We start from the raw sequence: 25523 nt of genomic DNA, 5'->3' as shown, positions 1-25523 counted from the left end.
AGAATCGAACAACGCCCTATGGTCGGTGTCGTTGGTTCGACGATACTCGAACATTGGAGCTGACGATGCGATCCCGCGCCGCCGCCTATCCGCTGCTCGCCGTGCTCGGTTGGGGCGTGATGTTTCCGGTCCTGGCCAGTGCGCTGACCCGGGTCGACCCGCTCAACCTGACCACCGCCCGCTACCTGCTCGCCGCCGCCATCCTGGTCGCCGTTCTGCTGCTGCGCGAAGGCGCCGGTGCGCTGCGGCACGGCGGCCGCACCGGCGAGATCGTGGTGCTCGGTGTGGTCGGCTTCGCCGGCTTCAACCTGCTCACCAACCTGGCGCTCGAACACGCCGCCCCGCAGCAGATCGCTCTCTTCGTGGCCACCACCCCGCTGATCACCCAACTGGTCCGCTGGGCCCGGGACGGCGTACGGCCGAAGCCGCTCTTGCTGGTCCTCTCCCTGGTGGCGCTCCTCGGAGTCGGCCTGGTGATCACCCGCGGGAGCCTGGCCGGGCTCGGCCAGTTCGGTCTCGGCGGGCTCATGATGGTCGGCGCGGTGCTCGGCTGGGGCATCTACACGCACGGTGCCAGCCGGTTCGGTGCCTGGTCACCGCTGCGCTTCACCACCCTGACCGCGCTCGCCGGCACGGCAGCCATGCTGGCCGCGAGCATCGCCGCCGACGCCGTCGGCTGGCAGCACGCGCCGTCCGCCGCCGACCTCGCGGCGGTCACCCCACAGCTGGCGTACGCCGTGGTCATCGGCGCGGTGATCGCCGTCCTGGCCTGGAACACCGGTGTGCAGCGGCTCGGTGCCGCCAACGCCGCGCTGTTCATGAACCTGGTCCCGGTCGTCACCTTCGCGGTGCAGATCGCCCGCGGCTACCGCCCGGAGCCCATCGAGCTGGTCGGCGCGGCCATCACGATCGGTGCGCTGGTCGCCGCGAACCTCGCCACCAGGCCACGGACCCGGCCCTCGGCTCCGCCGCAGTCCACCGCGACCACGGACCGGATCGCGGTGGTCGACCCGGTGGCGGTGAGCGCCCGCTGACCCCACCTGCCGGTAACTGGCTGAGTCGGTCGGCTCACAGCGTGGGATCCGCGGTGGAAGCGGCGGGCAGAGTTGCCTAGACTCGGCAGCACAACTGCATACCTCATCCAGAGGGGCTGAGGGATACGGCCCGACGACGCCCCGGCAACCACCCCGCGCGCTCACCGCTGAGCGACCCGCGGGGCAGGTGCCAATTCCGTCCCCGCCGCACGGTGCGATGTGGGGAAAGATGAGAGGACTTCTCGACATGACGTCGACGCTCGCCGCCTCCGGCATCGACACCTCCGCCAGCCCCGCCCGCGCCCTGGTCTGTCGCGCCTGCTCAGCCAGTTACCCGCTCGTCGCCCAGCACGCCTGCTACGAGTGTTTCGGCCCGCTGGAGGTCGACTACGACACCGCCGCCCTGGCCACCGTCACCCGCGAGCAGATCGAGGCCGGCCCGAAGAACATCTGGCGGTACGCCGCGCTGCTCCCCGCCGGTCAGGACCCGGCCGGTCGGGTCACCCTCGACCCGGGGCTGACCCCGCTGGTCGCGGCCCCGCACCTCGCCGCCGAGCTGGGCATCTCCGCACGGCTGTGGGTCAAGGACGACAGCGCCAACCCGACCCACTCGTTCAAGGACCGGGTCGTCTCGGTGGCGCTCACCGCCGCGAAGGCGCTCGGCTTCACCAGGTTCGCCTGCGCGTCGACCGGCAACCTGGCCAACTCGGTTGCCGCGCACGCCGCCCGCGCCGGGGCGCCCTCGGTGGTCTTCATCCCCAGCGACCTGGAACAGGGCAAGGTCATCACCACCGCTGTCTACGGTGGCGAGCTGGTGGCCATCGACGGCTCGTACGACGATGTCAACCGGCTCTGCGGCGAGCTGGTGGAGACCGACGAATTCGAGGACACCGCGTTCGTCAACGTGAACGTCCGGCCGTACTACGCGGAGGGCTCCAAGACCCTCGGCTACGAGGTGGCCGAGCAGCTCGGCTGGCGTATCCCGGCGCAGGTGGTCATTCCGATGGCCAGCGGCGAGCTGCTCACCAAGATTGACAAGGCGTTCTCCGAGCTGGTCGAGATCGGCCTGGTCGAGGCGCCGGCCGGCGGTTGGAAGGTGTTCGGCGCCCAGTCCGCCGGCTGCAACCCGATCGCCACCGCGCTGCACGCCGACACCGACACGATCATCCCGGTCAAGCCCACCGGTATCGCCAAGTCGCTCAACATCGGCGACCCGGCCGCCGGCCTCTACGCCCTGGAGGCGGTCCGCCGCACCGGCGGCTGGATGGAGTACGCCGACGACGACGAGATCCGCGCCGGCATCCGCGATCTGGCCCGCACCACAGGTGTCTTCGCCGAGACCGCTGGCGGCGTGACCGTGGCGGTGCTTCGCAAACTTGTCGAGTCCGGTCGGCTCGACCCGACCGTGGAGACCGTCGTGTTCAACACCGGCGAAGGTCTGAAGACCATCGACGCCGTCGCCGGCCAGGTCGGGCCGACCCACCACATCAAGCCCTCGCTGCGCGCCGCCCGCGACGCCGGCCTCCTCGGCTGACCCGCCCCGCCGCTCGCCGCCTCCGTCGCCCCGTCGCCCCGTCGCTCCGCCGCTCGGCCCGTGGCTCGCCGGCCGCTGTCGGGCAGGTTGATCCACTCGGGTTCCTGAAAGGCGCGGTATCCGCCCGGCCCGGACACCGCGCTTTCCGGAAACCCGAGTGGATCAAGCGCCATGCCGCCGTGCCGTGCCGCCGTGCCGGGCCCGGCCCGGCGGGCCGAGCTGGCTTGGCGGGGGGTGGGGGATCGCCCGAACGGGGGACCGGGTTGATCATTCGTGTAACTGGGCTTTCGCTGTGAGTATGGAAAACCCACCGCTACGGACTTGACGGCAGGAACCGGACGGCGCAAGATGCTCCGTGCGGGAGGGCATTTCGCCGAAGACTTTTGAAGTTCTTGCGACCCAACGCCGGAGGCGTTGTGCGAGTGTCCCTCCCGACCACGTCCGATCGGGCCAGCGAATAAATCGCTGGCCCGATCGCTTTCCCGAGGCGCACGCTCACCGCATGAGCATCACGATCGCGTCGTTCGACGGCACCGACCGAGCAGCCGTCGACGAGGCGTACCGGATTGGCGCGGCGGCCAACGACGCCGATCTGCCGGATCTGCCCCCGTTCTGCCGGCGACGCTTCGACGCGTACTTCCACACGCCGATGCCCGGCACCAGGTCGCTCTGGGCGCTGGCCCGGCTCGACGGGGTGGCAGCCGGTTTCCTCCAGCTGGACCTGCCGTACCTCGACAACCCCGACAACGCCACTGTCGAGCTGACGGTGCATCCCGAGCTACGGCGGCGGGGCGTCGGCCGGGCGCTGCACGAGCACGGCGTGCACCTGCTGCGGGAGCACGGCCGCAAGCGGGTGGTCGCGATGGCCGTCTCCGCGCTGCCCGACGGGCCAGCCCGCAGCGGGGCGGGCGACGCGTTCGCCGCCGCCATCGGCGCCGAGCCCGCCCTCGCCGAGGTGCGGCGCCGGCTCGAGGTCGAGGAGATCGACCGGGTCGCGCTGCGTGCGGCGCTGGCCGAGGCTCGACCGCGGGCCGAGGGCTACCGGTCGGTCTGCTGGCAGGGGGCAACCCCGCAGGAGTACGTCGCGGACATCGCCTACCTGGACGGCCGGCTGCTCATGGACGCGCCCATGGGTGACGTGCAGTGGGAACCGGAGCGGGTGGACGCCGAGCGCATCCGTGGCAACGAACGGGCGTTGGACGCCCGGGGCCGGCGGTGCTACCACCTCGGGATGCGGCACGAGGCGTCCGGTCGGCTGGTCGCCTGGACCCTGCTGGACGTGGGCGCCTCCGCCGACTGGCACGCGTACCAGCAGATCACCATCGTCGACCCGGATCACCGTGGGCACCGGCTCGGCCTCATCGCCAAGGCCGAGAACCTGCACCACCTGCTCACCCACGAGCCCGCAGTCCGCGTGATCGACACCTGGAACGCGGCCAGCAACAGCTACATGGTGGCGATCAACGAGCAGTTCGGCTTCCGTCCGGTGGACGCCTGGACCGACTGGCAGCTCACGCTCTGACCGGCATGCGCCGCTGCCGGGCATTCGCGCTACTGCTCCCGGAGGCGGCTCAGGCATGATGGCTGGCATGACGGAGACCCCGCATCCCCTGTACGACAGGCACGCCGACACCCTCACCCGTGCGCTGACCGCGATCACGGAGCGGGGCTACTGGTCCGCCTATCCCGAATCTCCCAGCCCCCGGGTCTACGGCGAGACCGCCGCCGCCGACGGCAAGGCCGCCTTCGAGGCGTACCTCGGTGGTGACTTTCCGCTCGACCAGCCGGGCAGCGGCGGTCGGGTCGCCACCGAGACGAGCCCGTTCGGGGTGGAGTTGGCGGTGCGTTACCCGCATGCCGGCCCCGGCGAGCTGGTCGACGCCGCCTGCGCCGCGCTGCCGGCGTGGCGTGACGCCGGCCCGCAGGCCCGGGTGGGGGTCTGCCTGGAGATCCTCGATCGGCTGCACAAGCACATCTTCGAGCTGGCCAACGCGGTGCAGTTCACCAGCGGGCAGGCGTTCGTGATGGCCTTCCAGGCCGGTGGTGCGCACGCGCTGGACCGGGCGCTGGAGGCGCTGGCGTACGCGTACGCCGAGATGACCCGGCACCCGGGCACGGCTGGCTGGGAGAAGGCCGCCGGCAAGGGCGACCCGCTGCGGATGACCAAGACGTTCCACGTGGTGCCGCGTGGGGTGGCGCTGGTGATCGGGTGCAACACCTTCCCGACCTGGAACTCGTACCCCGGGCTGTTCGCCTCGCTGGTCACCGGCAACCCGGTGCTCGTCAAGCCGCACCCGCGCGCGGTGCTGCCGCTGGCCATCACCGTGAGGTACGCCCGGGAGGTGCTCGCCGAGGCCGGCTTCGACCCGAACCTGATCATGTTGGCGGCCGAGGCCCCCGGTGAGAAGCTCGCCAGCGACCTGGCCCTGCACCGCGCCGTGAAGATCGTCGACTTCACCGGCTCCACCGAGTACGGCGACTGGCTGGAGACGCACGCCCGGCAGGCCTCGGTCTACACCGAGAAGGCCGGTCTGAACACGGTTGTCATCGACTCCACCAACGACTTCGCCGGGATGTGTCGCAACCTCGGTTTCACGCTGACCCTCTACAGCGGCCAGATGTGCACCACCTCGCAGAACATCCTCATTCCGGCCGGTGGCATCGAGACCGACCAGGGGCACAAGAGCTTCGACGAGGTGGCCGGCGGGATCGCCGCCGCCGTCGGCAAGCTGACCGCCGACCCGGCGCGGGGCGTCGAGCTGACCGGCGCCATCGTCAACGACGGGGTGCTGGAGCGGCTGGCCGAGGTCACCAAGGTGGGCGAGCCGGTGCTGGAGTCACGGGCCGTGACCCACCCGGCGTACGCCGACGCGGTGGTGCGTACGCCGACGATCGTGAAGCTGACCGCGGACGACGCGGAGACGTACGGCCGGGAGTGGTTCGGGCCGATCTCGTTCGCCATCGCGACCGACTCCACCGCGCACAGCCTGGAGTTGCTGCGCCGGACGGTCGGCGAGAAGGGCGCGCTCACGGCGGGGGTCTACTCCACCGACGAGGCGGTGCTGGACGCCACCGAGGCGGTGGCGGTCGAGGTCGGTGTGCACCTGTCCTGCAACCTCACCGGCGGGGTCTTCGTGAACCAGTCGGCGGCGTTCTCCGACTTCCACGGCAGTGGCGCCAACGCGGCGGCGAACTCGGCGCTGACCGACGGGGCGTACGTGGCCAACCGGTTCCGGATCGTGCAGTCTCGGCGTCACGTGTAGGTGGTTGCGGTTGTGGGTTTCCGGGGCAGCCCACCCCGCTCCGGGCGGTCAGGCTTGATCCCTGCGCGGGGCGGGCTGCCCCGGAGACCCTTTGTGGGCACGGTCGTCCCGGACCATCTGGCTTTGGGGCAGCACCGGGGTCTTGCCTTGGGAGAGGTTCTTTGGGTTATGCAGTTCGGCGCATTTGTAGCTCGGTCAGGGCTGGGATGGTGGGGTGGGGGACGCGTACCCCGGTGTCTTTGAAGCCCAGGCGTTGGTAGGCGCGGTAGGCGCGGTCGTTGCCGACCACCACCTCCAGCAGCAGCTTCGGCCGGCCGCAGGCCCGTGACCAGGCAGCCACCCCGTCGATCAGCTCGCCGAGCAGGCCGCTGCCCCGCCAGGCCGGCGTGACGTACACGGCGTAGATCACGGTGAGCCCGGGTTCGTTCGGGGCGACCGTGCCACCGGCGTGTCCGACCAGCCGGCCACCCGGGTCGGCGACGAACTGCGCGTTGCCGGGGCCGGTCGAGGTGTACGCGACCCGGGCGGCGAACTCGGCGTGCGGTCGGGCCGCCGCGTCCGCCAGGGTCTCCAGGAAGGCCAACGGTGCGTCGGCGAGCATCTCCAGACGCAGTGCCCGCATCCGGGCGGCGTCCTGCGGTCGGACCCGGCGGATCTCCGCCCGCCGCAGGGCGGTCGCGCCCGTATCGGTGGTCATGCCCGCATGCCTACCACAGGGTCGGTGGCCGGCGCGGCCGAGCTGGCACGTGCAGTCATCGACGTGGATCCGGTGGAGCGAAAAAACCGGCCGGTCGGGGGCGGTCGGACTTCCCCGGAATGTGTCAGATTTGTGGCCGTGCGCGGCCGTCACTCCTCGTGTAGCGTGCGATTTCGGTCACCTTATTCAATGGTCACCATCGATCGCTGAGGTGGTGGCCGGTGGGCGTCCGGCCGTGCCGAGCGCCAGCTCAGGCAACACCGCACAGAGGGGGGAAGTGCACCGTGGTACAGGGCACCGTGAAGTGGTTCAACGCCGAAAAGGGCTACGGCTTCATCGCCGTCGACGGCGGTCAGGACGTGTTCGTCCACTTCTCCGCGATCGAGATGGACGGCTACAAGGCGCTGGACGACGGCCAGCGGGTGGAGTTCGAGATCGCCCAGGGTCAGAAGGGCCCGCAGGCCGAGCACGTCCGCGTCGTCGCCTGAGTTCCCTCCTCGATCGGCCCGGCACGTCGGGGCTGGCGGCAGGGGCGCGCAACCGGGAAGATCGTGCCCGTTCCAGCCGATGCTGAGGAGCGTTCATGACTGACCAGTCGCCCCCGCCCAACCCACCCTCAGGGCCGGGGGAGTCGGGTCCGTCCGATCCGACCGTGTCGTACGGCGGCTCCGGCGCGGCGCCGGAGACCCCCTCGGAGTGGCGGCCGGACGTACCTCCGGCTGGCCCGCCACCCGGCTGGGACCCGGCGCAGGGCGCCTGGGGTCCACCGCCGCAGGGTTGGACGTTCCCGCCCACCGGCGGCTACCCGCCCGGGTCGGGTCCCTACGGTACGCAGCCGTGGTATCCGGGGCCGCCGGTCGGCTGGTACCCGCCGGGCCACGGGTTCGACCCGAACGACCCCCTGGTCACTCCACCCGGTGCCGGTCTGGGCGGCTGGTTCAACCGGGGTGCGGGAGCGTTGCGCCGGGGCTGGCGGCAGTTGGTGCCGATCATGCTGCTCACCCAGGCGTTGCCGGCGGCCGCCCTCTCGGTGATCTCCCTCGGGGTCGACCCGACGGCGAAATGGCAGGCCCAGGTCGGCTCGGAGTCGGCTCCCGTGCTGCCGGACACCTTCGTCGCTGATCTGGTCGGCCTTCTCGTGGTGCTGGTCGGCGGCAGTCTGCTGGTCGGCCTGGTGCAGGCCGTCGGGTGGGCTGCCGGCAGTTGGGTGATCACGCAGCAGGCGTCGGGTCAGCCGGGCAGCCTGGACGCCGCGCTGCGCTACGGCCTCCGTCGGGCACTCGGACTGTGGGGATGGACCCTGCTGATCGGCCTGCTCGTCGGCATCGGCGTGTGCTTCTGCGTGCTGCCCGGCATCTACCTGACGTTCGCGCTGAGCATGGCCGGCCCGGTCTACCTCTTCGAACGCCGCAACCCGATCGGCCGGTCGTTTCGGATGTTCCACGACCGGCTCGGCCTCCTGCTCGGGCGGGTGGCCCTGGTGGCCCTGGCGGTCATCGTCGTCAACGTGATCTCCGGTGGGCTGGAGGGGGCGGGCACTGCCGCGTTCGGCACGGATCCCCTCTCGTCGCCGGGCACCGCGATCGGGGCGGTGGTGGTGATCGGTGTCACCGCCGTGCTGGTCCTGCCGGCCTACCTCGCCCAGCAGGTCGGTCTGCTGGTGACGTACGCCGAGCAGCGCGCCCATGAGGCGCCGGTGAACACTGCCGGACTGGCGACGGAACTCGGCTGAGCGGCCCCATCGTGCTTGCACTCGGCAGGGGAGAGTGCTAAACAAGTCATTGGCACTCGCATACCGTGAGTGCCAGCGGTCGGGACGGTGGGGCCAGGTTGTGCCGGTGTGGAGACACCGGGGCAGCACATGGCCGGTCGTCGCGGGCTATCCGGCCCGGCCGAAGGACGTCGTCGTCGCCAGGTGGCGACGTCCCAAGGTGCGCACACCAGGCGGCCCATCCGAGGCACACATCTCGGGTGGCCCGTGAGTGTCCAGGAGGACAACGCCGTATGGCCAAGATGATCGCTTTCGACGAAGAGGCTCGCCGCGGCCTCGAGCGGGGCATGAACCAGCTCGCCGACGCCGTAAAGGTGACCCTCGGCCCCAAGGGCCGCAACGTCGTGCTCGAGAAGAAGTGGGGTGCCCCCACCATCACCAACGATGGTGTGAGCATCGCCAAGGAGATCGAGCTCGAGGACCCGTACGAGAAGATCGGCGCTGAGCTGGTCAAGGAGGTCGCCAAGAAGACCGACGACGTTGCCGGTGACGGCACGACGACGGCGACCGTCCTGGCCCAGGCCCTGGTTCGTGAGGGCCTGCGCAACGTGGCCGCCGGTGCCAACCCGATGGCCCTGAAGCGGGGCATCGAGGCCGCGGTCGCGAGCGTCTCGGAGGAGCTGTCCAAGCTCGCCAAGGACGTCGAGACCAAGGAGCAGATCGCCTCCACCGCCTCCATCTCCGCTGGCGACAGCACCGTCGGCGAGATCATCGCCGAGGCGATGGACAAGGTCGGCAAGGAAGGCGTCATCACCGTCGAGGAGAGCAACACCTTCGGGCTGGAGCTGGAGCTCACCGAGGGTATGCGCTTCGACAAGGGCTACATCTCGGCCTACTTCATGACCGACCCGGAGCGTATGGAGGCCGTCTTCGACGACCCGTACATCCTGATCGCCAACAGCAAGATCTCGTCGGTGAAGGACCTGCTCCCGATCCTGGAGAAGGTCATGCAGTCGGGCAAGCCGCTGCTGATCATCGCCGAGGACCTGGAGGGCGAGGCTCTCGCCACCCTGGTGGTCAACAAGGTCCGTGGCACCTTCAAGTCGGTCGCCGTCAAGGCGCCGGGCTTCGGTGACCGCCGCAAGGCCATGCTGACCGACATCGCCATCCTCGCCGGTGGCCAGGTCATCAGCGAGGAGGTCGGCCTCAAGCTCGACGCCGCCAGCCTCGACATGCTGGGCCGCGCCCGCAAGGTCGTGGTGACCAAGGACGAGACCACCATCGTCGACGGTGCCGGTGACGCCGAGCAGATCCAGGGCCGGGTCAACCAGATCCGGGCCGAGATCGACAAGAGCGACTCCGACTACGACCGGGAGAAGCTGCAGGAGCGGCTGGCCAAGCTGGCCGGCGGCGTTGCGGTCATCAAGGTCGGCGCGGCCACCGAGGTCGAGCTCAAGGAGCGCAAGCACCGCATCGAGGACGCCGTTCGCAACGCGAAGGCCGCCGTCGAGGAGGGCATCGTCCCGGGTGGTGGCGTCGCGCTGGTCCAGGCCGGCAAGACCGCCTTCGACAAGCTCGACCTGGTCGGCGACGAGGCGACCGGTGCGAACATCGTCAAGGTCGCGCTGGACGCCCCGCTGCGGCAGATCGCCGTCAACGCCGGCCTTGAGGGCGGCGTCGTGGTGGAGAAGGTCCGTAACCTCGAAGCGGGTCACGGCCTCAACGCCGCCAACGGCGAGTACGTCGACCTGCTGGCCGCGGGCATCATCGACCCGGCCAAGGTGACGCGCTCGGCGCTGCAGAACGCCGCTTCGATCGCGGCGCTGTTCCTCACCACCGAGGCCGTCGTCGCGGACAAGCCGGAGAAGACCCCGGCTGCCCCGGCTGGCCCGGGTGGCGGGGACATGGACTTCTGAGTCCAGTTCCGACACACCGAACGGGGCGGGCCGCTGACGCGGTCCGCCCCGTTCGTCGTCAGGTGGGCAGTGGGCGCTGGTTGCGCCGTTTGTGTGCCCGGTCGTACGGCGGGAGCAGTTGGATCGGCGCGTCCACCATTTCCTGCGGCTGCTCGACCACCGGCGACTCACCGTCGGTGGTCATCTCGGCCAGCTGCTCGGCGTCGCCGTAGTCGAGTCGGTCGAACGGCAGTTGGCCGGGGAGTTCGCCGACCGGTTTCCAGGTGATCGGCGGGCCGTCCTCGGTCTGGTCGTCATCCGTGGTCATGGCTGCCTCCTCTACCAAGACGGTAGGGGGCGTCGATGGCCGATGCGGGCGAATGGATCTATATCCTATTTGCCCCGTTTATGCGGACAGGGTTCGTCGGTACAGGAAGAAGACCCGCTCGATTCGCGCACCCGCGCTGCCCGAGTAGAACGGCACCGGCCCTACCCAGCCGATCTCCGCCCTGGTCAGCCCCGCCGCCCGCTGGTCGGCCAGGCAGCGTCGCAGCAGCACACCACCGATACCCAGCCCCTCGGCGGCCGGCGCGGTGCCCATCGGCCCGAACCAGCTCGGCCGGGACGACCCGTAGGCGGCGAAGCCGAGCACCTCGCCACCCCGCTCCGCCAGGTGGCAGCCAGCGCCGTCCCGACCCACCGAACCGGCCAGCTCACCGTCCCAGGTGCCGCCGAAGGTGGACCGGGCGAACGCGGTGAGCGCCGGCAGGTCCGTCGGCTCCGCCCGGCGTACGGTGACGCCCTGATCGGCCAGCCGCCGCTCGGCGGTCTCGGTGGACCGCAGCGCCGGCGACCCGTCGTACGACAGGTCGGCGGTCATGTTCCAGGCGGTCCGGTCCTGCTGGTAGCCCAGCGCGAGGGCGGTGCAGACCGCCGGGGTGTAGCGGACGTCGATGCCCGGCCAGGCGTAGTACGGCGGGTTCCCGACCAGCAGCACCTCCGTCACCCCGCGCTCGGCCAGCACCCGCTCGGCCTGCCGCAGCAGTGCCCGGCCGACGCCCCGGCGGCGGTGCTCCGGGAGGACCGCGACCAGGTCCACGTGCCCGCTCCCTGGCTCGGTCGACGACACCGAGCAGAACAGCACCCCGACCAGCTCCACACCCCGGTACGCGCCCAGCCCGACCACGGGCCGGTCCGTGCTGGCTCGGGGCCAGAGCACGTCCACGATGCAAGCGGCCTCAGCGGCGTCCTCGGGCAGGTCGAGGGCCTGCTCGCAGAGCCGCACCACGGTGGGGGCCAGGTCGGCGGTCAGCTCGGTGACGGTGATCTCGGCGTCCATGGTCGCCGACCATAGATGACCGCGTGCCGGCCCGCGCTCCCGCCCGCCGGATCAGGAAGGAAACCTGCCTATTGTTGGGCGGCGCGGACGGCGGCGTACGCGTCGACCTGGCCGGCGCCTGTGACGTTCGCCGGAGCACCACAGGCGTCGGACGGGTCGTCGGAGCGGTACGTGGGCGTCGCCGCCGTGGCGGTGTCCCGCAGGATCCGCCGGGTGCGGTCCACGTCGCCGACCAACGCCGGGTTCGCCGACCACATCAGCGCGACCACCCCCGCCACCTGCGGGGTCGCCATCGAGGTGCCGTCCAGTGCCGCGTACGTGCCTCCTGGCATCGCCGACACCACACCCACACCCGGTGCCAACACGTCCGGCTTACCCGTGCCGCCCGGCACCGGCCCGCGCGAGGAGAACTCGGCGACCCGCCGCTGGTCGTCCACAGCGCCCACCGTCAGCACGTCCGCGTACGGTGCGGGCGGGTCGTCGATCGACGCACACCAGGGGCCGGTGTTGCCGGCCGCGGCGACCACGAAGATCCCGGCGGCGTCCAGCGCGGCGGTGGCCGGCCGCAGCACACGGTTGTCGCACCCCTCGATGGGCGGGCAGCCCCACGAGTTGGTCAGCACCTGCGGGGCCCGCTCCGGGCGGCCGTCGGTGAACGGGTCGCCGCCGGCCGGGAAGGGCGCCAGCATGAACTGGAGGCAGGCCAGATAGTGCGCGGGGCTGCCGAGGTTGCGGTCCAGGTTGACGCAGCCCACCCACTGCGCGTCCGGTGCCACCCCGATGCCGTCGCGCCCGACCGCGCTGCCCACCGTGTGGGTGCCGTGCCCGCCCGTGTCGGTCGGGCTGCGGCTGCCGTCCCACGGGTCGTACCAGGAGTCGTCCCCGCCACGGAACCCGGCTCGCAGCGCCGGATGGGTGCCGTCCACGCCCGAATCCGAGCTGCCGACCACGATGCCCGTGCCGGTGACCCGGAGCTGGGACCACACCCGGTCGGCACCGATCTGGCGGATGTTCCACTCCGGGCCGGTGGGCGTGGGCGCGGTGCCCCGGCTCTGCCCGGCCGGGGCCGGCAGCGGGCGCAGTCGCTGGCTGACCAGCACCCGGGCCACCTCCGGTCGGCGGGCGAGCCAGGCCCGGACCGCCGGGCCGCCGTCCACCTCGACCGCGTTGACCAGGTAGTACGACACCGGGTCGAGGCGCAGCCGGTGCAACCCCCGCAACAGGTCACCCTGACTCTGCTCGGCGGTCGTCACCAGCCGCCGGTAGACCTCCGCCGCGCGGGCGTCCCGCCCGGCCCGACCGGGCTGGCCGGCCGGAAGGTCACTCAGGTCGGCCTGCGCGCGCAGCACCACGAACAGCCGCTCGCCGTGCAGGCCGGGCTGGCCGGGGCCGAGGTCGACCACGCCGAACGCCACAAGCAGCACCACGGCCGCCACCGCGGCGACCCGCCGGTTCGGGGTGCCTGCCGTGGGCCGGGCGAGCAGCACCGCGTACCCGATGGCGAGCAGGACCGCGACGGCGAGCCCGGCGCCGGCGGCGACCGCCACCCAGAACGGGATGTCCCGGGTGCCGACCAGCAGCAGGGTGATCTCTTCCGGGTCGGTGAAGGCCAGCGGGCCGAGTGCGGCCAGGCCCACCAGCCAGCCGGTCGCCGATCGGCCGGCCCGGGTGGCGTCGGCCGGGTCGACGGCGGGCCGCCAGGCCGCCGCCCACAGCGCGGCCAGCGCGAAACCCACAGGCGGCAGGATCAGCAGCGCGGGCAACTGTGCGCCGGACTGGCCGGTGCCGGCCGCGAGCAGCAGCAGCGCCACCCCGGCGACCAGTCCTCCGACCAGCACCAGCCGAGCCGGCCGGGGCGGTCGGCCGGTCGCGAACCGGGACCAGAAGGTGGCGTCCAGCAGCGTCGCGGCCAGCACCCCGAGCGCGGCGGCGGCCAGGACCGCGAGCGCGGTCTCCAGCAGCCCGCCGAGCGCGCCCAGCCAGGCCCACGGCATTAGCAGCGCCAACCCGGCGGCGACCGCGAGCAGCGGCACCGCACCGGGCCGCCGCCGTGACTGCCCCACCGACTCCACGTTCCCGGTGGCCTCGGTCCGCGTGGCGTCGCCGTCTCCGGCGGGTGCCGGGCCGCCGGCCGAGGCAACCAGCCCGGGGTACGCCTGCCGGCGCGCCGACAGGCGCACGGCGAGCGCGCTGAGCAGCGCGGCGCCGGCCAGCGCGGCGAGGTACGCCTCGTGGTGCACCGGCGGCACGACCCGCAGCAGCGTCGACACGCCGAGGACGAGTGTGGCGGCCAGCCAGACACGCCCGGTGGCCCGGACCGCCGTGGACCGGGGCAGCACGGCCAACAGCAGGGCGGGTGTGCCCACCAGCACGACGGTGGCCAGGCCGAGCACCGGCCAGAGCCAGCCGACCCGGTCGCGTCCGAAGCCCAACAGCACCTGATCGGTGAGCCAGCCACCGGCCTGCGCCGCGACGGTGACCGCGACCGTCCAACAGCCGACGAACACGGCCGCGACCACCGGCCACGGAGAACTGTGGTCGCTGCTTCCAGGGTACGCAGGCTCAGCGTGCATCCGAGAACCTTACGACCACGACGAACAGTTCCAGTCCGGCGTCGACGTGACGTGTGGTGATCAGGTGCTGAAAAGTAGGTCAGAAGCGCCGTTGGCACCTACTTTTCAGCACCTGATCGAGGAGCAGGACCGGCGGCGGCGAATGTCGACATGCCGCCGCTGCGGTTACGGTGGACTTGTGCGTGACCCCAGTATCTCCCGATCCGTCGCCGGTCAGCTCTCGCCGATCCGCCGTGCGTCCGACCTGCGCCGACTGCGCGCCGAGCGCTTCGACGTGTTGGTCATCGGCGGCGGGGTGACCGGTGCGGGTGCCGCCCTGGACGCGGCGTCCCGGGGCCTGAAGGTGGCCCTGGTCGAGGCGCGCGATCTCGCCGCGGGCACGTCCAGTCGGTCCAGCAAGCTCATCCACGGTGGCCTGCGCTACCTGGAGCAGTTGGAGTTCCACCTGGTCCACGAGGCGCTCACCGAGCGCGGGCTGCTGGCCACCCGACTCGCCCCGCACCTGGTGCGGCCGGTGCCTTTCCTGGTGCCGCTGCCCGCCGGGCGGGGTCTGCGGGACCTGCCGGCGCGGATCTTCCGCCGCTCCTACTACGGCGCCGGCGTGGCCGCCTACGACGCCTTCGCCGGCGTCTTCGGCGCCGGCCGGGGCATGCCACTGCACCGGCACCTGACCCGGGAGGGCGCCCGGCGGATCTTTCCGAGTCTGCGGGCCGACGCGGTGGCCGGGGCGATCCGCTACTACGACGGTCAGGTCGACGACGCCCGGCTGGTCGTCACCCTGGCACGGACCGCGGCCAGCCTCGGCGCCACGGTGGTGAGCAGCGCCCGAGCAGTCGGGCTGATCCGGCAGGCGCGTGAGGTGACAGGCGTACGCGTCCGGGACCTGGAGATGCCGGCGGGCTCACCGGACGCGGAGTTCGAGGTGCAGGCCCGTACCGTCATCGCCGCCACCGGGGTGTGGAGCGACGACATGTCCCGGATGCTCAACGACGTGGGCCTGCGGCCCGGCGTCCGGGTGCGCGCCTCCAAGGGGGTGCACCTGGTGGTGCCCCGTTCGGCGATCACCGGCGAGACGGGGCTCATCCTGCGTACGGCGAAGTCGGTGCTCTTCGTCATCCCGTGGGGCGGGCACTGGATCATCGGCACGACGGACACCGACTGGCGACTGGACCGGTCCCACCCGGCCGCCTCGGCCCGCGACATCGACTACCTGTTGCAGCAGGTCAACACCGTGCTGGACCGCCCGTTGACCACCGCCGACATCGAGGGGGTGTACGCCGGGCTGCGACCACTGCTGGCCGGCGAGGCCGACTCGACCTCGAAACTCTCCCGGGAGCACGCGGTCTTCGAGCCGATGCTCGGGCTGCTGTTGGTGGCCGGTGGCAAGTACACGACGTACCGGGTGATGGCGTCCGACGTGGTCGACCGCGCCGTCCGCCGGCTCGGCGGCGCGCGCTCGTCGCGTACCGCCGATCTGCCTCTGCTGGGAGCGGATGGGTTCCCGGCGATGTGGCGGGACCGGGCCGACCTGGCCCGCCGGCACGGCGTGCCGGTGGGCGTGGTGGAGCACCTGCTGGAGCGGTACGGCACCCTCACCCTGGACCTGTTGGCGCTTGTCAACGCCGACCCGCTGCTCGCCTCCCCGCTGGCCGGCGCCCCGGAGTACCTGGCCGCGGAGGTCGCCTACGCGACGCGGGCCGAGGGTGCGCTGCACCTGGAGGACGTGCTGACCCGGCGGACCCGGATCTCGTTCGAGACCAGCCACCGAGGGTTGGAGTCGGCGGAGCACACCGCCGAGCTGATGGGTGCGGTGCTCGGCTGGGACGCGGCGACCCGGGCCCGGGAGGTCGAGCACTACCGCGCCCGGGTGGAGGCGGAGCGGCAGTCGCAGTTGATGCCGGACGACGCCGCGGCGGACGCGGCCCGGTTGGGCGCTCCGGACGTCCGGGGTTACGCGGCCGACCGGGGTGGCGACGACCAGGCTTGGCTGCGTCCGTCCGCTCTGTGACGAATTGCGACGTTACCGAAGGGTAACCGGCGATACCGGCCCGGATGGTGGTTTCGAACGCTACCTACGGTGGGGTAGGTTTCCGCGCGTGCTACCCCGCGCGCACCCTCGTCTGCTCGTACCTCTTCTCGCCGTCGCGCTCGGCGGTGCCCTGGCCGGGTGTTCGCTCTTCGACCGGGACGAGCCGGGCACACCGCAGGCACAGTCGTCCGTCTCGGCCGGTGGCGGCGCGCAACTGGAGATCCCCACCACGGTCGCCGCCGGCCAGGTCAGCCTGATTCAGCGGCTCGGCGAGGACGGCCCACTGCGCACCCTGAGCGTCGAGCGCGACGGCGCGTGGCAGTGCGTCGACTGCGCCGGCGACGGGGTCACCTCCCGGGGCACGCTCGCCCGGGAGCTGACCGAACGGCTGCAGGTGCTGCTCGCGACCCCGGCGCTGGCCGATGAGACAGATCAGGCCCGGCGGTACCGGACCACCTGCATCGACGCGCTGACGTCCAGCCTCCTGACCTCCACCGGGCTGATCACCTCGCAGGACTGCCCCGGTGAGGAGCGCACTCCGGTCGCCGGGGAGATCCTGCTGCTGCTCACGCAGGCGACCCCGGCCGAGATCAAGGGCTGACTCCGGGCCAGCTCAGAGCACCTTGCCCGGGTTGAGCAGACCGGCCGGGTCCAACGCCGACTTGATCGCCTGGTGCACCCGGACGCCGACCGGCCCGATCTCCCGGGCCAACCAGTCCCGCTTGAGCAGTCCCACCCCGTGCTCTCCGGTGCAGGTGCCGCCGAGGTCCAGGCCGAGCCGCATGATCTCGTCGAACGCCCGCCGGCCCCGCCGCACGCTCGCCGGGTCGGCCCGGTCGACCACGATGTTCGGGTGCATGTTGCCGTCCCCGGCGTGCCCCACCACGCCGATCGGCACCTCGCACTCCGCCGCGATCCGGGCCACGCCGTCCAGCAGCGCGGCGAGCGAGCCACGCGGCACCGCCACATCGTCGATCACCAGACCGCCGTTGCCGCCCGGGTAGGTGTCGGCCGCGAACTTCTCCATCGCCGGGTGGGCCAGTCGCCGCGCCTGCAACAGTGCCGCCGCCTCCACCGCGTCGGTGGCCGCGTACACCTCGTCGGCGCCGGCCGCCACGCACACCTCGGCCAGGTCGGCCAGGTCGTCGGCGGCCCGGGTGCCGGTGTCCGTGGCGGCCAGCAGCAGAGCCTGCGCGTCGGTCCGCAGCCCCATCGGCTGGTACGCCTCGATCGCGGCCAGGTGGGTCTGGTCGAGCAACTCCAGCAGGCTGGGGGTGAGCCCACGCGCCGCGATCTCGGCCACCGCCGCGCCGGCCGCCGCCGTGGACGGAAAGACCGCCACCATGGTCAGCGAGTCGGCCGGCGCGGGCCGCAGCGCCACGGTCACCTCGGTGATTACGCCGAGGGTGCCCTCCGAGCCGACGAAGAGCCGGGTCAGGTCGTAGCCAGCCACCCCCTTGGCGGTACGCCGGCCGGTGCGCAGCACCTCACCCGAGGCGAGCACCACCTCCAGGCCGAGCACGTACTCGGTGGTCACGCCGTACTTCACGCAGCACATGCCGCCGGCGTTGGTGGCCACGTTGCCGCCGATCGTGGACGACTCCCAGGAGCCGGGGTCCGGCGGATACCACAACCCCTGCTTGGCCACCGCCCCGGCCAACGCCGCGTTGACCACCCCCGGCTGGACCACCGCGATCCGGCTCACCGGGTCGATCTCCCGGATCTCGTTCATCGCGACGGTGCTGAGCACCACCGCGCCGTCCACCGCGTTCGCCGCGCCGGCCAGCCCGGTCCGCGCGCCCTGCGGCACCACCGGTACGCCGTGTCGGGCCGCCGCCCGGACCACCGCGACCACCTGTTCGGTGCTGCGCGGGCGGGTCACCACCAGCGGGGTGCCGGCCGGGCACAGGTCGGCCTCGTCCCGCTGGTGCGTGCGCAGCAGATCCGGGTCGGTGAGCACGGCGTTCTCGCCCAGGGCGGCACGCAGGTCGTCGAGGAGTCCGGTGGGGGCCATACCGCCGAGGCTAGGTCGCCGACCACCGATCATCAACGCGGGCTAGCTTGGGCACCATGCTCTACCTGGACCGGCCGGCCTGGCCGTGGCGCGGTCGGCTCTGGTCGCACCTGATCAGCGACGTCTCGTACGCCGAACTGCACGCCTTCGCCGAGGCACTCGGTGCGCCCCGACGCGGCTTCGACCGGGACCACTACGACATCCCGGCCGACCGGTTCGCGGCGGCGGTGTGGCTGGGCGCGCAGGTGGTGCCGAGCCGGGAGCTGGTCCAGTTGCTCCGCGCCGCCGGTCTGCGCCGCCCGAAACACCTGGTCAGCCCGCACCCGTCGGCGGCACCGCAGCGGTGAGCGTGGCCAGTTCGCGGCGCACGTTGCCCCGGGCGGGCTCCTCCCACCGGTCGGCCAGCGGCGCCAGCCGGAACAGCGCGGGCAGCGCCAACAGGCCGCCCAGCACGGCGGCCCGCCCAGCCCGGAACGCGGGCTCCGGCACGTGCGCGTACTCCCGTCGGATCGCCGCCGCGTACCTGTCGTAGACGGCCGGAGGTGCGGCCAACACGGCCAGGTCCGCGTCGCACAGCAGGGCGCCGTCCCGATCGTCCGGGCCCACGGCGTGTCCGGCCGTCAGTAGCACCAGCCGGCGTATCTCGGCCGCCGTGGACATCGGCACCCCGAGCCCGGTGAGCACGCTCTCGGCCAGCGCGGCGCTGTCCTGTTCGTTGGCGTCACCCGCGGCCCGGGGGTCGTAGACCGCGTCGTGCCACCAGGCCGCCAGCCGCACCAGGTCGGCCCGGTCGGCCAGCCCGGCGTGCTGGTCCACCACGTCGAGCACAGCCGTCAGGTGGGTCACCGTGTGGTAGTGCCGGTGCGGCTCCCGCCACCGGTCGAGCAGTTGCTCGCCGGCACGGGTCGACCCCGCGTCCGCCCTCGCACCAGCACCCCGGGCTGCCGCCCGCCACCGTTCCAGGAGATCGACCACCGCCCGAGTCTGCCGCATCCCACCCAGGCCGCGCGGCGCGGCAGGATTCAGCGGGCCGGTCAGGGCGCGCCGCGCGGCAGGATGCCGCATCCCGGTCAGGGCGCGCGGCGCGGCAGGATTCAGCGGGCCTGTCCCGGGTAGTCGCGCCCATGGCCGTGGCCCGGGACAAGCGACCACCCGTGGTGCGACGCACCGCACTACGCGAAGGGCTGGTGGACGTCGACGGCGCACGCATCGCCGAGGCCACCCAGCAACTGCGCCATCGCGGCCGGGCCACCCTGCACGACCGGCTGCACCGGGTCCGGATGGCCGGTGGACTGGCCGTGCAGGCGGGACTGGCCGCCGGGCTGGCGTACCTGATCTCGCACAAGCTGCTCGGCAACCCGCAACCGGTCTTCGCGCCGATCTCCGCGGTCGGCACCCTGGCCGCGTCGGTCGGCCAGCGATTCCGCCGGACCGTCGAGCTGATCGTCGGGGTCGGGGTCGGGGTGTTCGTCGGCGACCTGCTGATCTACCTGCTCGGCACCGGGGCCTGGCAGCTCGGCCTGGTGGTCACGGTGGCGATCCTGCTCACCATCTTCGCCGGAGCGAGCGTCGCCATCGTCATCCAGGCGGCGGCCACGGCGGTGCTGATCGTCACGCTGAGCCCTTCGACGCAGAACCTGGAGATCCCCCGCTTCGTCGACGCGTTCCTCGGCGGCGGGATCGCGCTGCTGGTGACCGCGGTGCTGCTGCCGCTGAACCCGCTCCGGGTGATCAACCGGGCTGCCCGACCCGCCCTGGACCTGCTCGCCGCCCAGCTCGACGCCACCGCCGACGGGCTGCGCAGCCGGGACCGGGCCAGCATCCAGCGGGCCCTGGACCGGCTGCGCAACAACAAGGACGAACTGGCCACGCTGGCCGAGGCGATCGAGGGCGCGAAGGAGACCGCCACCCTCTCCCCGGCCCGCTGGCACCGCCGCAGCGAGCTGACCCACTACGCGGAGGCGGCCGAACCGATCGACCGGGCGATGCGTAACAGCGGCACGCTGATCCGCCGGTCCGTCACGCTTGTCGAGGACGAGGAACCGGTGCCGGATCCGATGCCGGACGCGATCGGTCACCTCGCCGAGTCGGTCCGGCTGCTCAAACACGAGTTCGCCGTCGGCGAGGAACCAGCGAAGGCCCGGGAGCGGTCGCTGCGGGCGGTCAGCGAGGCTGGCCGGGCGTACGGTGCCGGCGTCGGATTCTCCGGCAGCGTGATCGTCGCCCAGATCCGGACCACCGCCAGCGACCTGCTGGTGGCCTCCGGCATCGAGCAGGAGGAGGCGAACCGGTGGATCCGCACCGCCTTCGGCGAGCAGGAGCGACCGGCCGGTGAGCCGGCCGAGGCGGGCGAGGCACCGAAGCCGCCCACCGCGCCGCCGGTCGGCTGAGCGGCCCCCGTTGCCGGGCCGGGCCTCAGCCCAACTCGGCGAGCGCCGCGAGGAGCCGGTCCACCTGGTCGACGGTGCTGCCCAGGCCGATGCTGGCGCGCAACGCGGTGGGCGGAAGGTCCCGTCGGCCGCTGCGCCCGGCCGCCTCGGTGAGTAGCCGCCGGGCCAGCGGGTGGGCACAGAACAACCCGTCGCGTACGCCGATCCGGTGTTCGCTGGCCAGCCGCGCGGCCACGTCGGCGGAGTCCCAGCCGGCCACCACGAACGAGACGATGCCGACGCGGGGCGCGTCCGGGCCGAAGGTGCGCAGCTCCACCACGTGCGGCAGGGCGGCGATGCCGGTCCGCAGTCGGGCCAGCAGCGCCTGCTCACGGGCGGCCAGCGCGACCCGGTCGGCGTCGTCGAGCGCCGCGCACACCGCCGCCAGCGCCACCGCGCCCAGCAGGTTCGGGGTGCCGCCCTCGTGTCGGGCCGGGCCGGTCGTCCAGGTCACGTCGTGGGTGGCCGGCCCGACGTGGCTGGTGGCGCCCCCACCCGCCAGGTACGGCGGGGCGGCGTCCAGCCAGTCCGCCCGGCCGATCAGCACGCCCGCGCCGAACGGCGCGTACAGCTTGTGGCCGGACACGGCCAGGTAGTCGACGTCGAGCGTGGGCAGGTCGACCGGGGCGTGCGGGGCGAGTTGCGCGGCATCGAGCACGATCCGGGCACCGTGCCGGTGGGCCACCCGGGCCAGCTCGGCGACCGGCCACCGCTCACCCGTCACGTTGCTCGCACCGGTCACCGCGACCAGCACCGGCAACGCCGGGCTGCTGCCCCGGCGCAACTCGGTGAGGGCGGCGGCGAGGTCGCGTACCGCCCCGGCGGGATCGCCGGGCACCGGCAGTCGCACCGAGCCGCGTGGCCAGGGCAGCAGGTTGGCGTGGTGCTCGCCCGCGAAGGTGACGACTGTCGTGCCGGCCGGCAGCGCCCGCCCCAGCAGGTTGAGCGCGTCGGTGGTGTTGCGGGTGAAGAGCACGTGGTCGTCGGCGCGGGCGCCGAAGAAGTCACCGATCGTCTGCCGGGCCTGCTCGTACGCGAGGGTGCAGCGCCGGGACAGCGCTCCCGCGCCGCGATGCACACTGGCGTACCAGGGCAGCAGCTCGGCCACGGCGTCGGCGGCGGCCCGCGCGCACGGTGCGGTGGCCGCGTAGTCCAGGTTGGTCTCACCAGGCACACCGAGGACGTCGAGGGGCGCCGACGAGGCGGGCGCGACGGTGGGCAGGGTGGGCAGCGAGGGAACGAGGGTGACGGGCACGCCGGAACCTCCGGGGTCAGGGACCCCGGGTGCGGCATCGGGACGGGGTCCGCGCTTGCCCAGCACGCCGATCGGGCTGGGCCCGGTCATCACCCGGGGCACCCCACCGCGAACTCGACGAGGGTTGCCGGCCAGCAAGCCGGGGCTTGACGCTGGCGCTCGTGACCTGCCCGCAGCATAGCGCTGCCGATGCGACCGGACCAGCCGGCGGCGGATGGCTACGCTGACCGCATGGCCGACACCCCGCCCGGTTCACCGCTGCCGTCGCCGCCGCCCGTGCCCGCGGCCCAGTCCACCGGCGAGGCGCCCCCGATGCCGCAGCACAGCAAGGTCTGGCGGTTCCTGGCGCTGGCCGGGGTGGCGGTGTTCATCGCCGCGTGCGCGTCGTTCATCGTCCTCAAGCTCGGCCAGTCGCTCGGGCTGGAGGCGCTGCTCGTCGGCCTGCTCGCGGCCGTCCTGCCGGTGCCGGTGCTGGTCGCCTGCTTCCTCTGGCTGGACCGGTACGAGCCGGAGCCACTGAGGTACCTGGTCTTCTGTTTCACCTGGGGGGCGTTCGTCGCCACCGCGGCCTCACTCAAGGTGAACGGGTTCGCCGCCGGGCGGTTCGCCGACTGGGGGCTGCCGGACGCGCTCACCGGCGTGCTGGTGGCACCCTTCATCGAGGAGCTGACCAAGGCGCTGGGCCCGATCCTGCTGCTGGTGTTCCGCCGGCGGGAGTGGTCCGGGATCACCGACGGCCTGGTCTACTGCGGGCTGTCCGCGGTCGGCTTCGCGATGGTGGAGAACATCCTCTACCTGGGCGGTCTGGGCTATGCGGCGGGTGTCGAGCGCTATGGCCCGGTCACCGGCATCCAGCAGGTCATCGGGATCTTCATCCTGCGGATCCTGCTGTTCGGGTTCGCCCACCCGCTCTTCACCTCGATGACCGGTGTGGGGCTGGGCATCGCGGCCCGGACGGCGGACCGGCGGGTCCGGGTGCTCGCCCCGATCGCCGGCCTGCTGCTGGCGATGATGTTGCACGGCACGTGGAACCTGCTGCCCACGCTGACCCAGGCCACCGGCGAGGCGTTGATCATGCTGTACGGCTTCCTGGGTCTCATGGTGCCGGTCTTCTTCGGCGTGGTGGGTCTCGCGCTCTGGCTGCGCGCCTGGGAGGGGCGGCTCACCGAGCGGACCCTGCCGGACTACGTACGCGCCGGCTGGTTGACCCCGCCCGAGGTGGCCGCGCTGAGCAGCCTCGGCAGGCGGCACGCGGCCCGCAGTTGGGCGCGGCGGGTGGCCGGCGACGCCGGGGTGCGGGCGATGCGCGGCTACCAGTCCGCCGCCACCCGACTGGCCCTCCTGCGCGACGGGACGCTGCGCGGCCTGGACCGCCAGCCCGCCGACCAGGAGCGGACCGCGCGGGAGGAGCGGGAGTTGCTGGACGCGATCGGCGCGTACCGGTCGTACTTCGTCGGTCGGGACCCGCAGGCCCCGGCGGGGGTCTGGGACGGCAGCCGCTACCACCTGCGCTTTCCCGACGGTACGCAGCGGGCGGTGGACGCGCCGGACGAGCCGGTGGTGCCGATCCCGGTGGTGCTGGTCCCCGCGCCAACGCCGCCGGTGGGCTATGCCCCGCCCGGCTGGCCCGGCCTGCGCTCGGCGGCCCCGTGGCCGCCGGGTCACCCCTGACGGCCGGTCGGCGGCCTCAGGTCATCAGGGTGGTGAGGAAGTCACCGAAGCCCTGGAACATCGCGATCAGCGCGCCCCCGATGGTCTTGAACATCTGCGCGGCGCCATCCGGCCGGAAGGCCACGAAGTAGATCAGGAACGCGACACTGCCCCAGGTCAGCAGCTTCTTGACGAATACTGGCATCGTCCCTCCCCAGGGCCACGGTCGCCGGATGGCTTCCCGTCGTGCGGCCGGGCAAACGATGCGCGGCGCGGCCCGGTGACCGGGGGAGGTACGTCAGAGGTAGAGGCCGGTGGGGTCGTTCTCGATCCGCTCGGCGGCCACGGCGTGCACGTCGCGTTCCCGCAGCAGCACGTACCCGCGGCCGTGCAGCTCGACCTCGGAGCGGTCGTCCGGGTCGAAGAGCACCCGGTCGCCGGAGACGATGGCGCGAACGTTCGGCCCCACCCCGACTGCCGTGGCCCAGGCGAGGCGCTTGCCCACCGCGGCGGTCGCCGGGATGACGATGCCGGCGGTGGAGCGACGCTCGCCCTCGCTGCCCTCCATCCGCACCAGCACGCGGTCGTGCAGCAGGCGGATCGGCAGGCCGGCGTCGAGATCATTGTCGGCGGTCACGCCGCAGACGCTACCGTGTCGCCAGCGGTGGTTACGCCGGTGGTGGTCGGGGCATTGTGTGGCGGAACTGCCCTACCGTGCCGAGAACGGACGTATGCTGTCCGACCTGCCGCCGTGGGCGGACCGGTTTCGTTGCCAGGAGGTGCGCTTGAGCCGCTTCGAGCGGGTACGCGGGCGGCTCCGCCGCGTCTACCAGTCACGACAGGAGTCGGCGCGGGCCGACGAGAGCGTGCCGGCTGACGCGGTGAGCGACGCGTCGGAGGCGGCACGGGTGGCGTCGCCGGCCGCGCCGGGGCCGGTCGCGCCACCGACCGCCACTGTCGTCGGCGCGGAACCCTCGGTGGACCTGCACAGTTCGACCTCCAGCCGGGACGACGCGGACGTCCCACACGGGCTGCGGATCGCCGCGGCCTGGTGCTGGCGGCTGATCGTGATCGGTGTGGTCGCCTGGGCTCTGCTCCGGATCGTCAGCACCGTCAAGATCGTGATCATTCCGCTGGCCATCGCGTTGCTGCTCTCCGCGCTGCTCGCGCCGGCGGTGGGCTGGTTGCTGCGGGCCCGACTGCCCCGGTCGCTGGCGACGGCGGTGGTGCTGGTCGGCGGTCTCGCCGCGGTGATCGGCACGCTGACGCTTGTGGTCAACGAGTTCATCCGCGGTGTGCCGGAGCTGAGCGAGAAGTCCTCGGAGGGCGTCCGGCAGATCCAGAACTGGCTGAAGACCGGCCCGCTGCACCTCTCCGACACGCAGCTCGACCGCTACATCGACGAGGCGCAGGCCTGGATCAACGACAACACCTCGAAGTTCACCAGCGGTGCCCTGAGCACCGCCGCGACGCTGGCGGAAGTGCTGACCGGCACGCTGCTGGTGCTGTTCGCGACGTTCTTCTTCCTGCGTGACGGCAACCGGATCTGGCGCTTCCTGGTCCGGCTGTTGCCGGTGGCCGCCCGGTGGAAGGTCGACGACGCGGGCCGGGCCTCCTGGCACACGCTCGGCGCCTACGTCCGAGCGACAGTGCTGGTGGCCTTCATCGACGCGGTCGGCATCGGCATCTTCCTGGTCGTCTTCGACATCCCGTTCGCCTTCCCGCTGGCCGCGCTCGTCTTCCTCGGCGCGTTCATCCCGATCGTCGGCGCGGCGCTCTCCGGTGGCGTGGCGGTGCTGGTGGCGCTCGTCGACAGCGGCCCGGGCATCGCGTTGATCATCCTGGGAGCGGTGATCGCCGTGCAACAGATCGAGGGGCACGTCCTCCAACCGCTGATCATGGGCCGGGCGGTCGCCCTGCACCCGCTTGCCGTGATCATCGGCATCGCCGCCGGTGTCGTCCTCGCCGGCATCACCGGTGCGCTCGTCTCCGTGCCGCTCATCGCCGTGTTGAACACCGCGGTCCGCCGGCTCGCCGCCCGCCGGGTCCCGGACACCCCGCCCGACGCCGTGGTCGTCGCCTCCCACGCCCCCTGACCAA

At 72.5% G+C, this 25523-nt stretch carries 22 protein-coding genes and 2 riboswitches; of the genes, 13 read left to right on the top strand and 9 right to left on the bottom strand.

Annotation, left to right across the window (positions count from 1 at the left end; translation table 11 throughout):
- Positions 1-65: 65 nt before the first annotated feature.
- From ACGFIQ_RS16395 to paaN, 4 genes are all read left to right on the top strand, one after another.
- The gene (locus tag ACGFIQ_RS16395) at positions 66-1034 is read left to right on the top strand and encodes a DMT family transporter (RefSeq protein ID WP_393244277.1); all 969 of its coding nucleotides are present in this window, start codon (positions 66-68) and stop codon (positions 1032-1034) included.
- Positions 1035-1134: 100 nt separating this feature from the next.
- A riboswitch (SAM riboswitch) is annotated at positions 1135-1270 on the top strand.
- A gap of 11 nt (positions 1271-1281) precedes the next feature.
- Positions 1282-2568: a threonine synthase gene (gene thrC / locus ACGFIQ_RS16390; RefSeq protein ID WP_393244720.1), complete on the top strand. Its 1287-nt coding sequence runs from the start codon at positions 1282-1284 to the stop codon at positions 2566-2568.
- 502 nt (positions 2569-3070) lie between these two features.
- Positions 3071-4090 carry a GNAT family N-acetyltransferase gene (locus ACGFIQ_RS16385; protein WP_393244275.1) on the top strand — a complete coding sequence of 340 codons (1020 nt, stop codon included), beginning with the start codon at positions 3071-3073 and terminating at the stop codon, positions 4088-4090.
- 67 nt (positions 4091-4157) lie between these two features.
- Positions 4158-5831, top strand: coding sequence for a phenylacetic acid degradation protein PaaN (gene paaN, locus ACGFIQ_RS16380; RefSeq protein WP_393244273.1), 1674 nt, complete (start codon positions 4158-4160; stop codon positions 5829-5831).
- A 166-nt stretch (positions 5832-5997) separates the two neighbouring features.
- On the opposite strand, the gene ACGFIQ_RS16375 is transcribed toward paaN, so the two are convergent.
- Positions 5998-6528 carry a GNAT family N-acetyltransferase gene (locus tag ACGFIQ_RS16375; RefSeq protein WP_393244271.1) on the bottom strand — a complete coding sequence of 177 codons (531 nt, stop codon included), beginning with the start codon at positions 6526-6528 and terminating at the stop codon, positions 5998-6000.
- Positions 6529-6812: 284 nt separating this feature from the next.
- Between ACGFIQ_RS16375 and ACGFIQ_RS16370 the strand changes: the two genes are divergently transcribed.
- The 3 genes from ACGFIQ_RS16370 to groL all read left to right on the top strand — a co-directional run bounded on the left by ACGFIQ_RS16370 (position 6813) and on the right by groL (position 10155).
- Positions 6813-7016: a cold-shock protein gene (locus ACGFIQ_RS16370; RefSeq protein ID WP_393244269.1), complete on the top strand. Its 204-nt coding sequence runs from the start codon at positions 6813-6815 to the stop codon at positions 7014-7016.
- Positions 7017-7111: 95 nt separating this feature from the next.
- Positions 7112-8260: a hypothetical protein gene (locus ACGFIQ_RS16365; protein WP_393244267.1), complete on the top strand. Its 1149-nt coding sequence runs from the start codon at positions 7112-7114 to the stop codon at positions 8258-8260.
- A gap of 272 nt (positions 8261-8532) precedes the next feature.
- The gene (gene groL, locus ACGFIQ_RS16360) at positions 8533-10155 is read left to right on the top strand and encodes a chaperonin GroEL (protein WP_030490078.1); all 1623 of its coding nucleotides are present in this window, start codon (positions 8533-8535) and stop codon (positions 10153-10155) included.
- A gap of 58 nt (positions 10156-10213) precedes the next feature.
- Here the strand turns inward: groL and ACGFIQ_RS16355 are convergent, their stop codons facing one another.
- The 3 genes from ACGFIQ_RS16355 to ACGFIQ_RS16345 all read right to left on the bottom strand — a co-directional run bounded on the left by ACGFIQ_RS16355 (position 10214) and on the right by ACGFIQ_RS16345 (position 14046).
- Entirely contained in the window at positions 10214-10462 is a 249-nt protein-coding gene (locus ACGFIQ_RS16355; RefSeq protein ID WP_393244265.1) for a hypothetical protein, read from the bottom strand.
- Positions 10463-10540: 78 nt separating this feature from the next.
- Positions 10541-11473, bottom strand: a complete 933-nt coding sequence (locus tag ACGFIQ_RS16350; protein ID WP_393244263.1) for a GNAT family N-acetyltransferase — start codon at positions 11471-11473, stop codon at positions 10541-10543.
- Between the two features lie 68 nt (positions 11474-11541).
- Positions 11542-14046, bottom strand: coding sequence for a S8 family serine peptidase (locus ACGFIQ_RS16345; RefSeq protein ID WP_393244261.1), 2505 nt, complete (start codon positions 14044-14046; stop codon positions 11542-11544).
- Between the two features lie 193 nt (positions 14047-14239).
- Between ACGFIQ_RS16345 and ACGFIQ_RS16340 the strand changes: the two genes are divergently transcribed.
- Positions 14240-16054 (top strand): glycerol-3-phosphate dehydrogenase/oxidase, encoded by a 1815-nt coding sequence (locus ACGFIQ_RS16340; protein WP_393244718.1) that lies wholly within the window; start codon positions 14240-14242, stop codon positions 16052-16054.
- Positions 16055-16142: 88 nt separating this feature from the next.
- Positions 16143-16676 (top strand): hypothetical protein, encoded by a 534-nt coding sequence (locus ACGFIQ_RS16335; RefSeq protein WP_393244259.1) that lies wholly within the window; start codon positions 16143-16145, stop codon positions 16674-16676.
- Positions 16677-16688: 12 nt separating this feature from the next.
- Here ACGFIQ_RS16335 and ACGFIQ_RS16330 read toward each other — a convergent pair whose 3' ends face one another.
- Positions 16689-18089, bottom strand: a complete 1401-nt coding sequence (locus ACGFIQ_RS16330; RefSeq protein ID WP_393244257.1) for an FAD-binding oxidoreductase — start codon at positions 18087-18089, stop codon at positions 16689-16691.
- A 56-nt stretch (positions 18090-18145) separates the two neighbouring features.
- On the opposite strand from ACGFIQ_RS16330, the gene ACGFIQ_RS16325 reads away from it, so the two are divergent.
- Positions 18146-18436 (top strand): DUF4031 domain-containing protein, encoded by a 291-nt coding sequence (locus ACGFIQ_RS16325; protein WP_393244255.1) that lies wholly within the window; start codon positions 18146-18148, stop codon positions 18434-18436.
- Here ACGFIQ_RS16325 and ACGFIQ_RS16320 read toward each other — a convergent pair.
- Positions 18402-19064 carry a metal-dependent phosphohydrolase gene (locus tag ACGFIQ_RS16320; protein WP_393244253.1) on the bottom strand — a complete coding sequence of 221 codons (663 nt, stop codon included), beginning with the start codon at positions 19062-19064 and terminating at the stop codon, positions 18402-18404. The genes ACGFIQ_RS16325 and ACGFIQ_RS16320 overlap by 35 nt on opposite strands.
- Positions 19065-19276: 212 nt before the next feature.
- Between ACGFIQ_RS16320 and ACGFIQ_RS16315 the strand changes: the two genes are divergently transcribed.
- The gene (locus ACGFIQ_RS16315; protein ID WP_393244716.1) at positions 19277-20479 is read left to right on the top strand and encodes an aromatic acid exporter family protein; all 1203 of its coding nucleotides are present in this window, start codon (positions 19277-19279) and stop codon (positions 20477-20479) included.
- 25 nt (positions 20480-20504) lie between these two features.
- On the opposite strand, the gene ACGFIQ_RS16310 is transcribed toward ACGFIQ_RS16315, so the two are convergent.
- Positions 20505-21773 carry an aminotransferase class V-fold PLP-dependent enzyme gene (locus tag ACGFIQ_RS16310; RefSeq protein ID WP_393244251.1) on the bottom strand — a complete coding sequence of 423 codons (1269 nt, stop codon included), beginning with the start codon at positions 21771-21773 and terminating at the stop codon, positions 20505-20507.
- A gap of 46 nt (positions 21774-21819) precedes the next feature.
- Positions 21820-21940, bottom strand: a riboswitch (SAM riboswitch).
- Positions 21941-21962: 22 nt separating this feature from the next.
- On the opposite strand from ACGFIQ_RS16310, the gene ACGFIQ_RS16305 reads away from it, so the two are divergent.
- Entirely contained in the window at positions 21963-23444 is a 1482-nt protein-coding gene (locus ACGFIQ_RS16305; protein ID WP_393244249.1) for a PrsW family intramembrane metalloprotease, read from the top strand.
- A 16-nt stretch (positions 23445-23460) separates the two neighbouring features.
- On the opposite strand, the gene ACGFIQ_RS16300 is transcribed toward ACGFIQ_RS16305, so the two are convergent.
- Both ACGFIQ_RS16300 and ACGFIQ_RS16295 read right to left on the bottom strand, forming a co-directional pair.
- Complete coding sequence (locus tag ACGFIQ_RS16300; RefSeq protein WP_393244247.1) at positions 23461-23628, bottom strand: hypothetical protein; 168 nt, start codon at positions 23626-23628, stop codon at positions 23461-23463.
- Positions 23629-23721: 93 nt separating this feature from the next.
- Positions 23722-24060, bottom strand: a complete 339-nt coding sequence (locus ACGFIQ_RS16295) for a co-chaperone GroES (protein WP_145778711.1) — start codon at positions 24058-24060, stop codon at positions 23722-23724.
- A 94-nt stretch (positions 24061-24154) separates the two neighbouring features.
- On the opposite strand from ACGFIQ_RS16295, the gene ACGFIQ_RS16290 reads away from it, so the two are divergent.
- The gene (locus ACGFIQ_RS16290) at positions 24155-25519 is read left to right on the top strand and encodes an AI-2E family transporter (protein ID WP_393244245.1); all 1365 of its coding nucleotides are present in this window, start codon (positions 24155-24157) and stop codon (positions 25517-25519) included.
- Positions 25520-25523: the final 4 nt, after the last annotated feature.

Source organism: Micromonospora sp. NPDC048898 (assembly GCF_043198035.1).
Lineage (GTDB): Bacteria > Actinomycetota > Actinomycetes > Mycobacteriales > Micromonosporaceae > Micromonospora.
Note: the sequence above shows the minus strand (reverse complement) of the source record. Positions and strands in the feature narration are given on the sequence as shown.

Bases quoted from the DNA above. Each gene is read 5' to 3' on its own strand.
- ACGFIQ_RS16375 (WP_393244271.1), bottom strand. From the start codon at position 6,528: ATGACCACCGATACGGGCGCGACCGCCCTGCGGCGGGCGGAGATCCGC.
- ACGFIQ_RS16305 (WP_393244249.1), top strand. From the start codon at position 21,963: ATGCGACCGGACCAGCCGGCGGCGGATGGCTACGCTGACCGCATGGCC.
- ACGFIQ_RS16365 (WP_393244267.1), top strand. From the start codon at position 7,112: ATGACTGACCAGTCGCCCCCGCCCAACCCACCCTCAGGGCCGGGGGAG.
- thrC (WP_393244720.1), top strand. From the start codon at position 1,282: ATGACGTCGACGCTCGCCGCCTCCGGCATCGACACCTCCGCCAGCCCC.
- ACGFIQ_RS16300 (WP_393244247.1), bottom strand. From the start codon at position 23,628: ATGCCAGTATTCGTCAAGAAGCTGCTGACCTGGGGCAGTGTCGCGTTC.
- ACGFIQ_RS16355 (WP_393244265.1), bottom strand. From the start codon at position 10,462: ATGACCACGGATGACGACCAGACCGAGGACGGCCCGCCGATCACCTGG.
- ACGFIQ_RS16345 (WP_393244261.1), bottom strand. From the start codon at position 14,046: ATGCACGCTGAGCCTGCGTACCCTGGAAGCAGCGACCACAGTTCTCCG.
- ACGFIQ_RS16290 (WP_393244245.1), top strand. From the start codon at position 24,155: ATGCTGTCCGACCTGCCGCCGTGGGCGGACCGGTTTCGTTGCCAGGAG.
- paaN (WP_393244273.1), top strand. From the start codon at position 4,158: ATGACGGAGACCCCGCATCCCCTGTACGACAGGCACGCCGACACCCTC.
- groL (WP_030490078.1), top strand. From the start codon at position 8,533: ATGGCCAAGATGATCGCTTTCGACGAAGAGGCTCGCCGCGGCCTCGAG.
- ACGFIQ_RS16330 (WP_393244257.1), bottom strand. From the start codon at position 18,089: ATGGCCCCCACCGGACTCCTCGACGACCTGCGTGCCGCCCTGGGCGAG.
- ACGFIQ_RS16325 (WP_393244255.1), top strand. From the start codon at position 18,146: ATGCTCTACCTGGACCGGCCGGCCTGGCCGTGGCGCGGTCGGCTCTGG.
- ACGFIQ_RS16350 (WP_393244263.1), bottom strand. From the start codon at position 11,473: ATGGACGCCGAGATCACCGTCACCGAGCTGACCGCCGACCTGGCCCCC.
- ACGFIQ_RS16395 (WP_393244277.1), top strand. From the start codon at position 66: ATGCGATCCCGCGCCGCCGCCTATCCGCTGCTCGCCGTGCTCGGTTGG.
- ACGFIQ_RS16385 (WP_393244275.1), top strand. From the start codon at position 3,071: ATGAGCATCACGATCGCGTCGTTCGACGGCACCGACCGAGCAGCCGTC.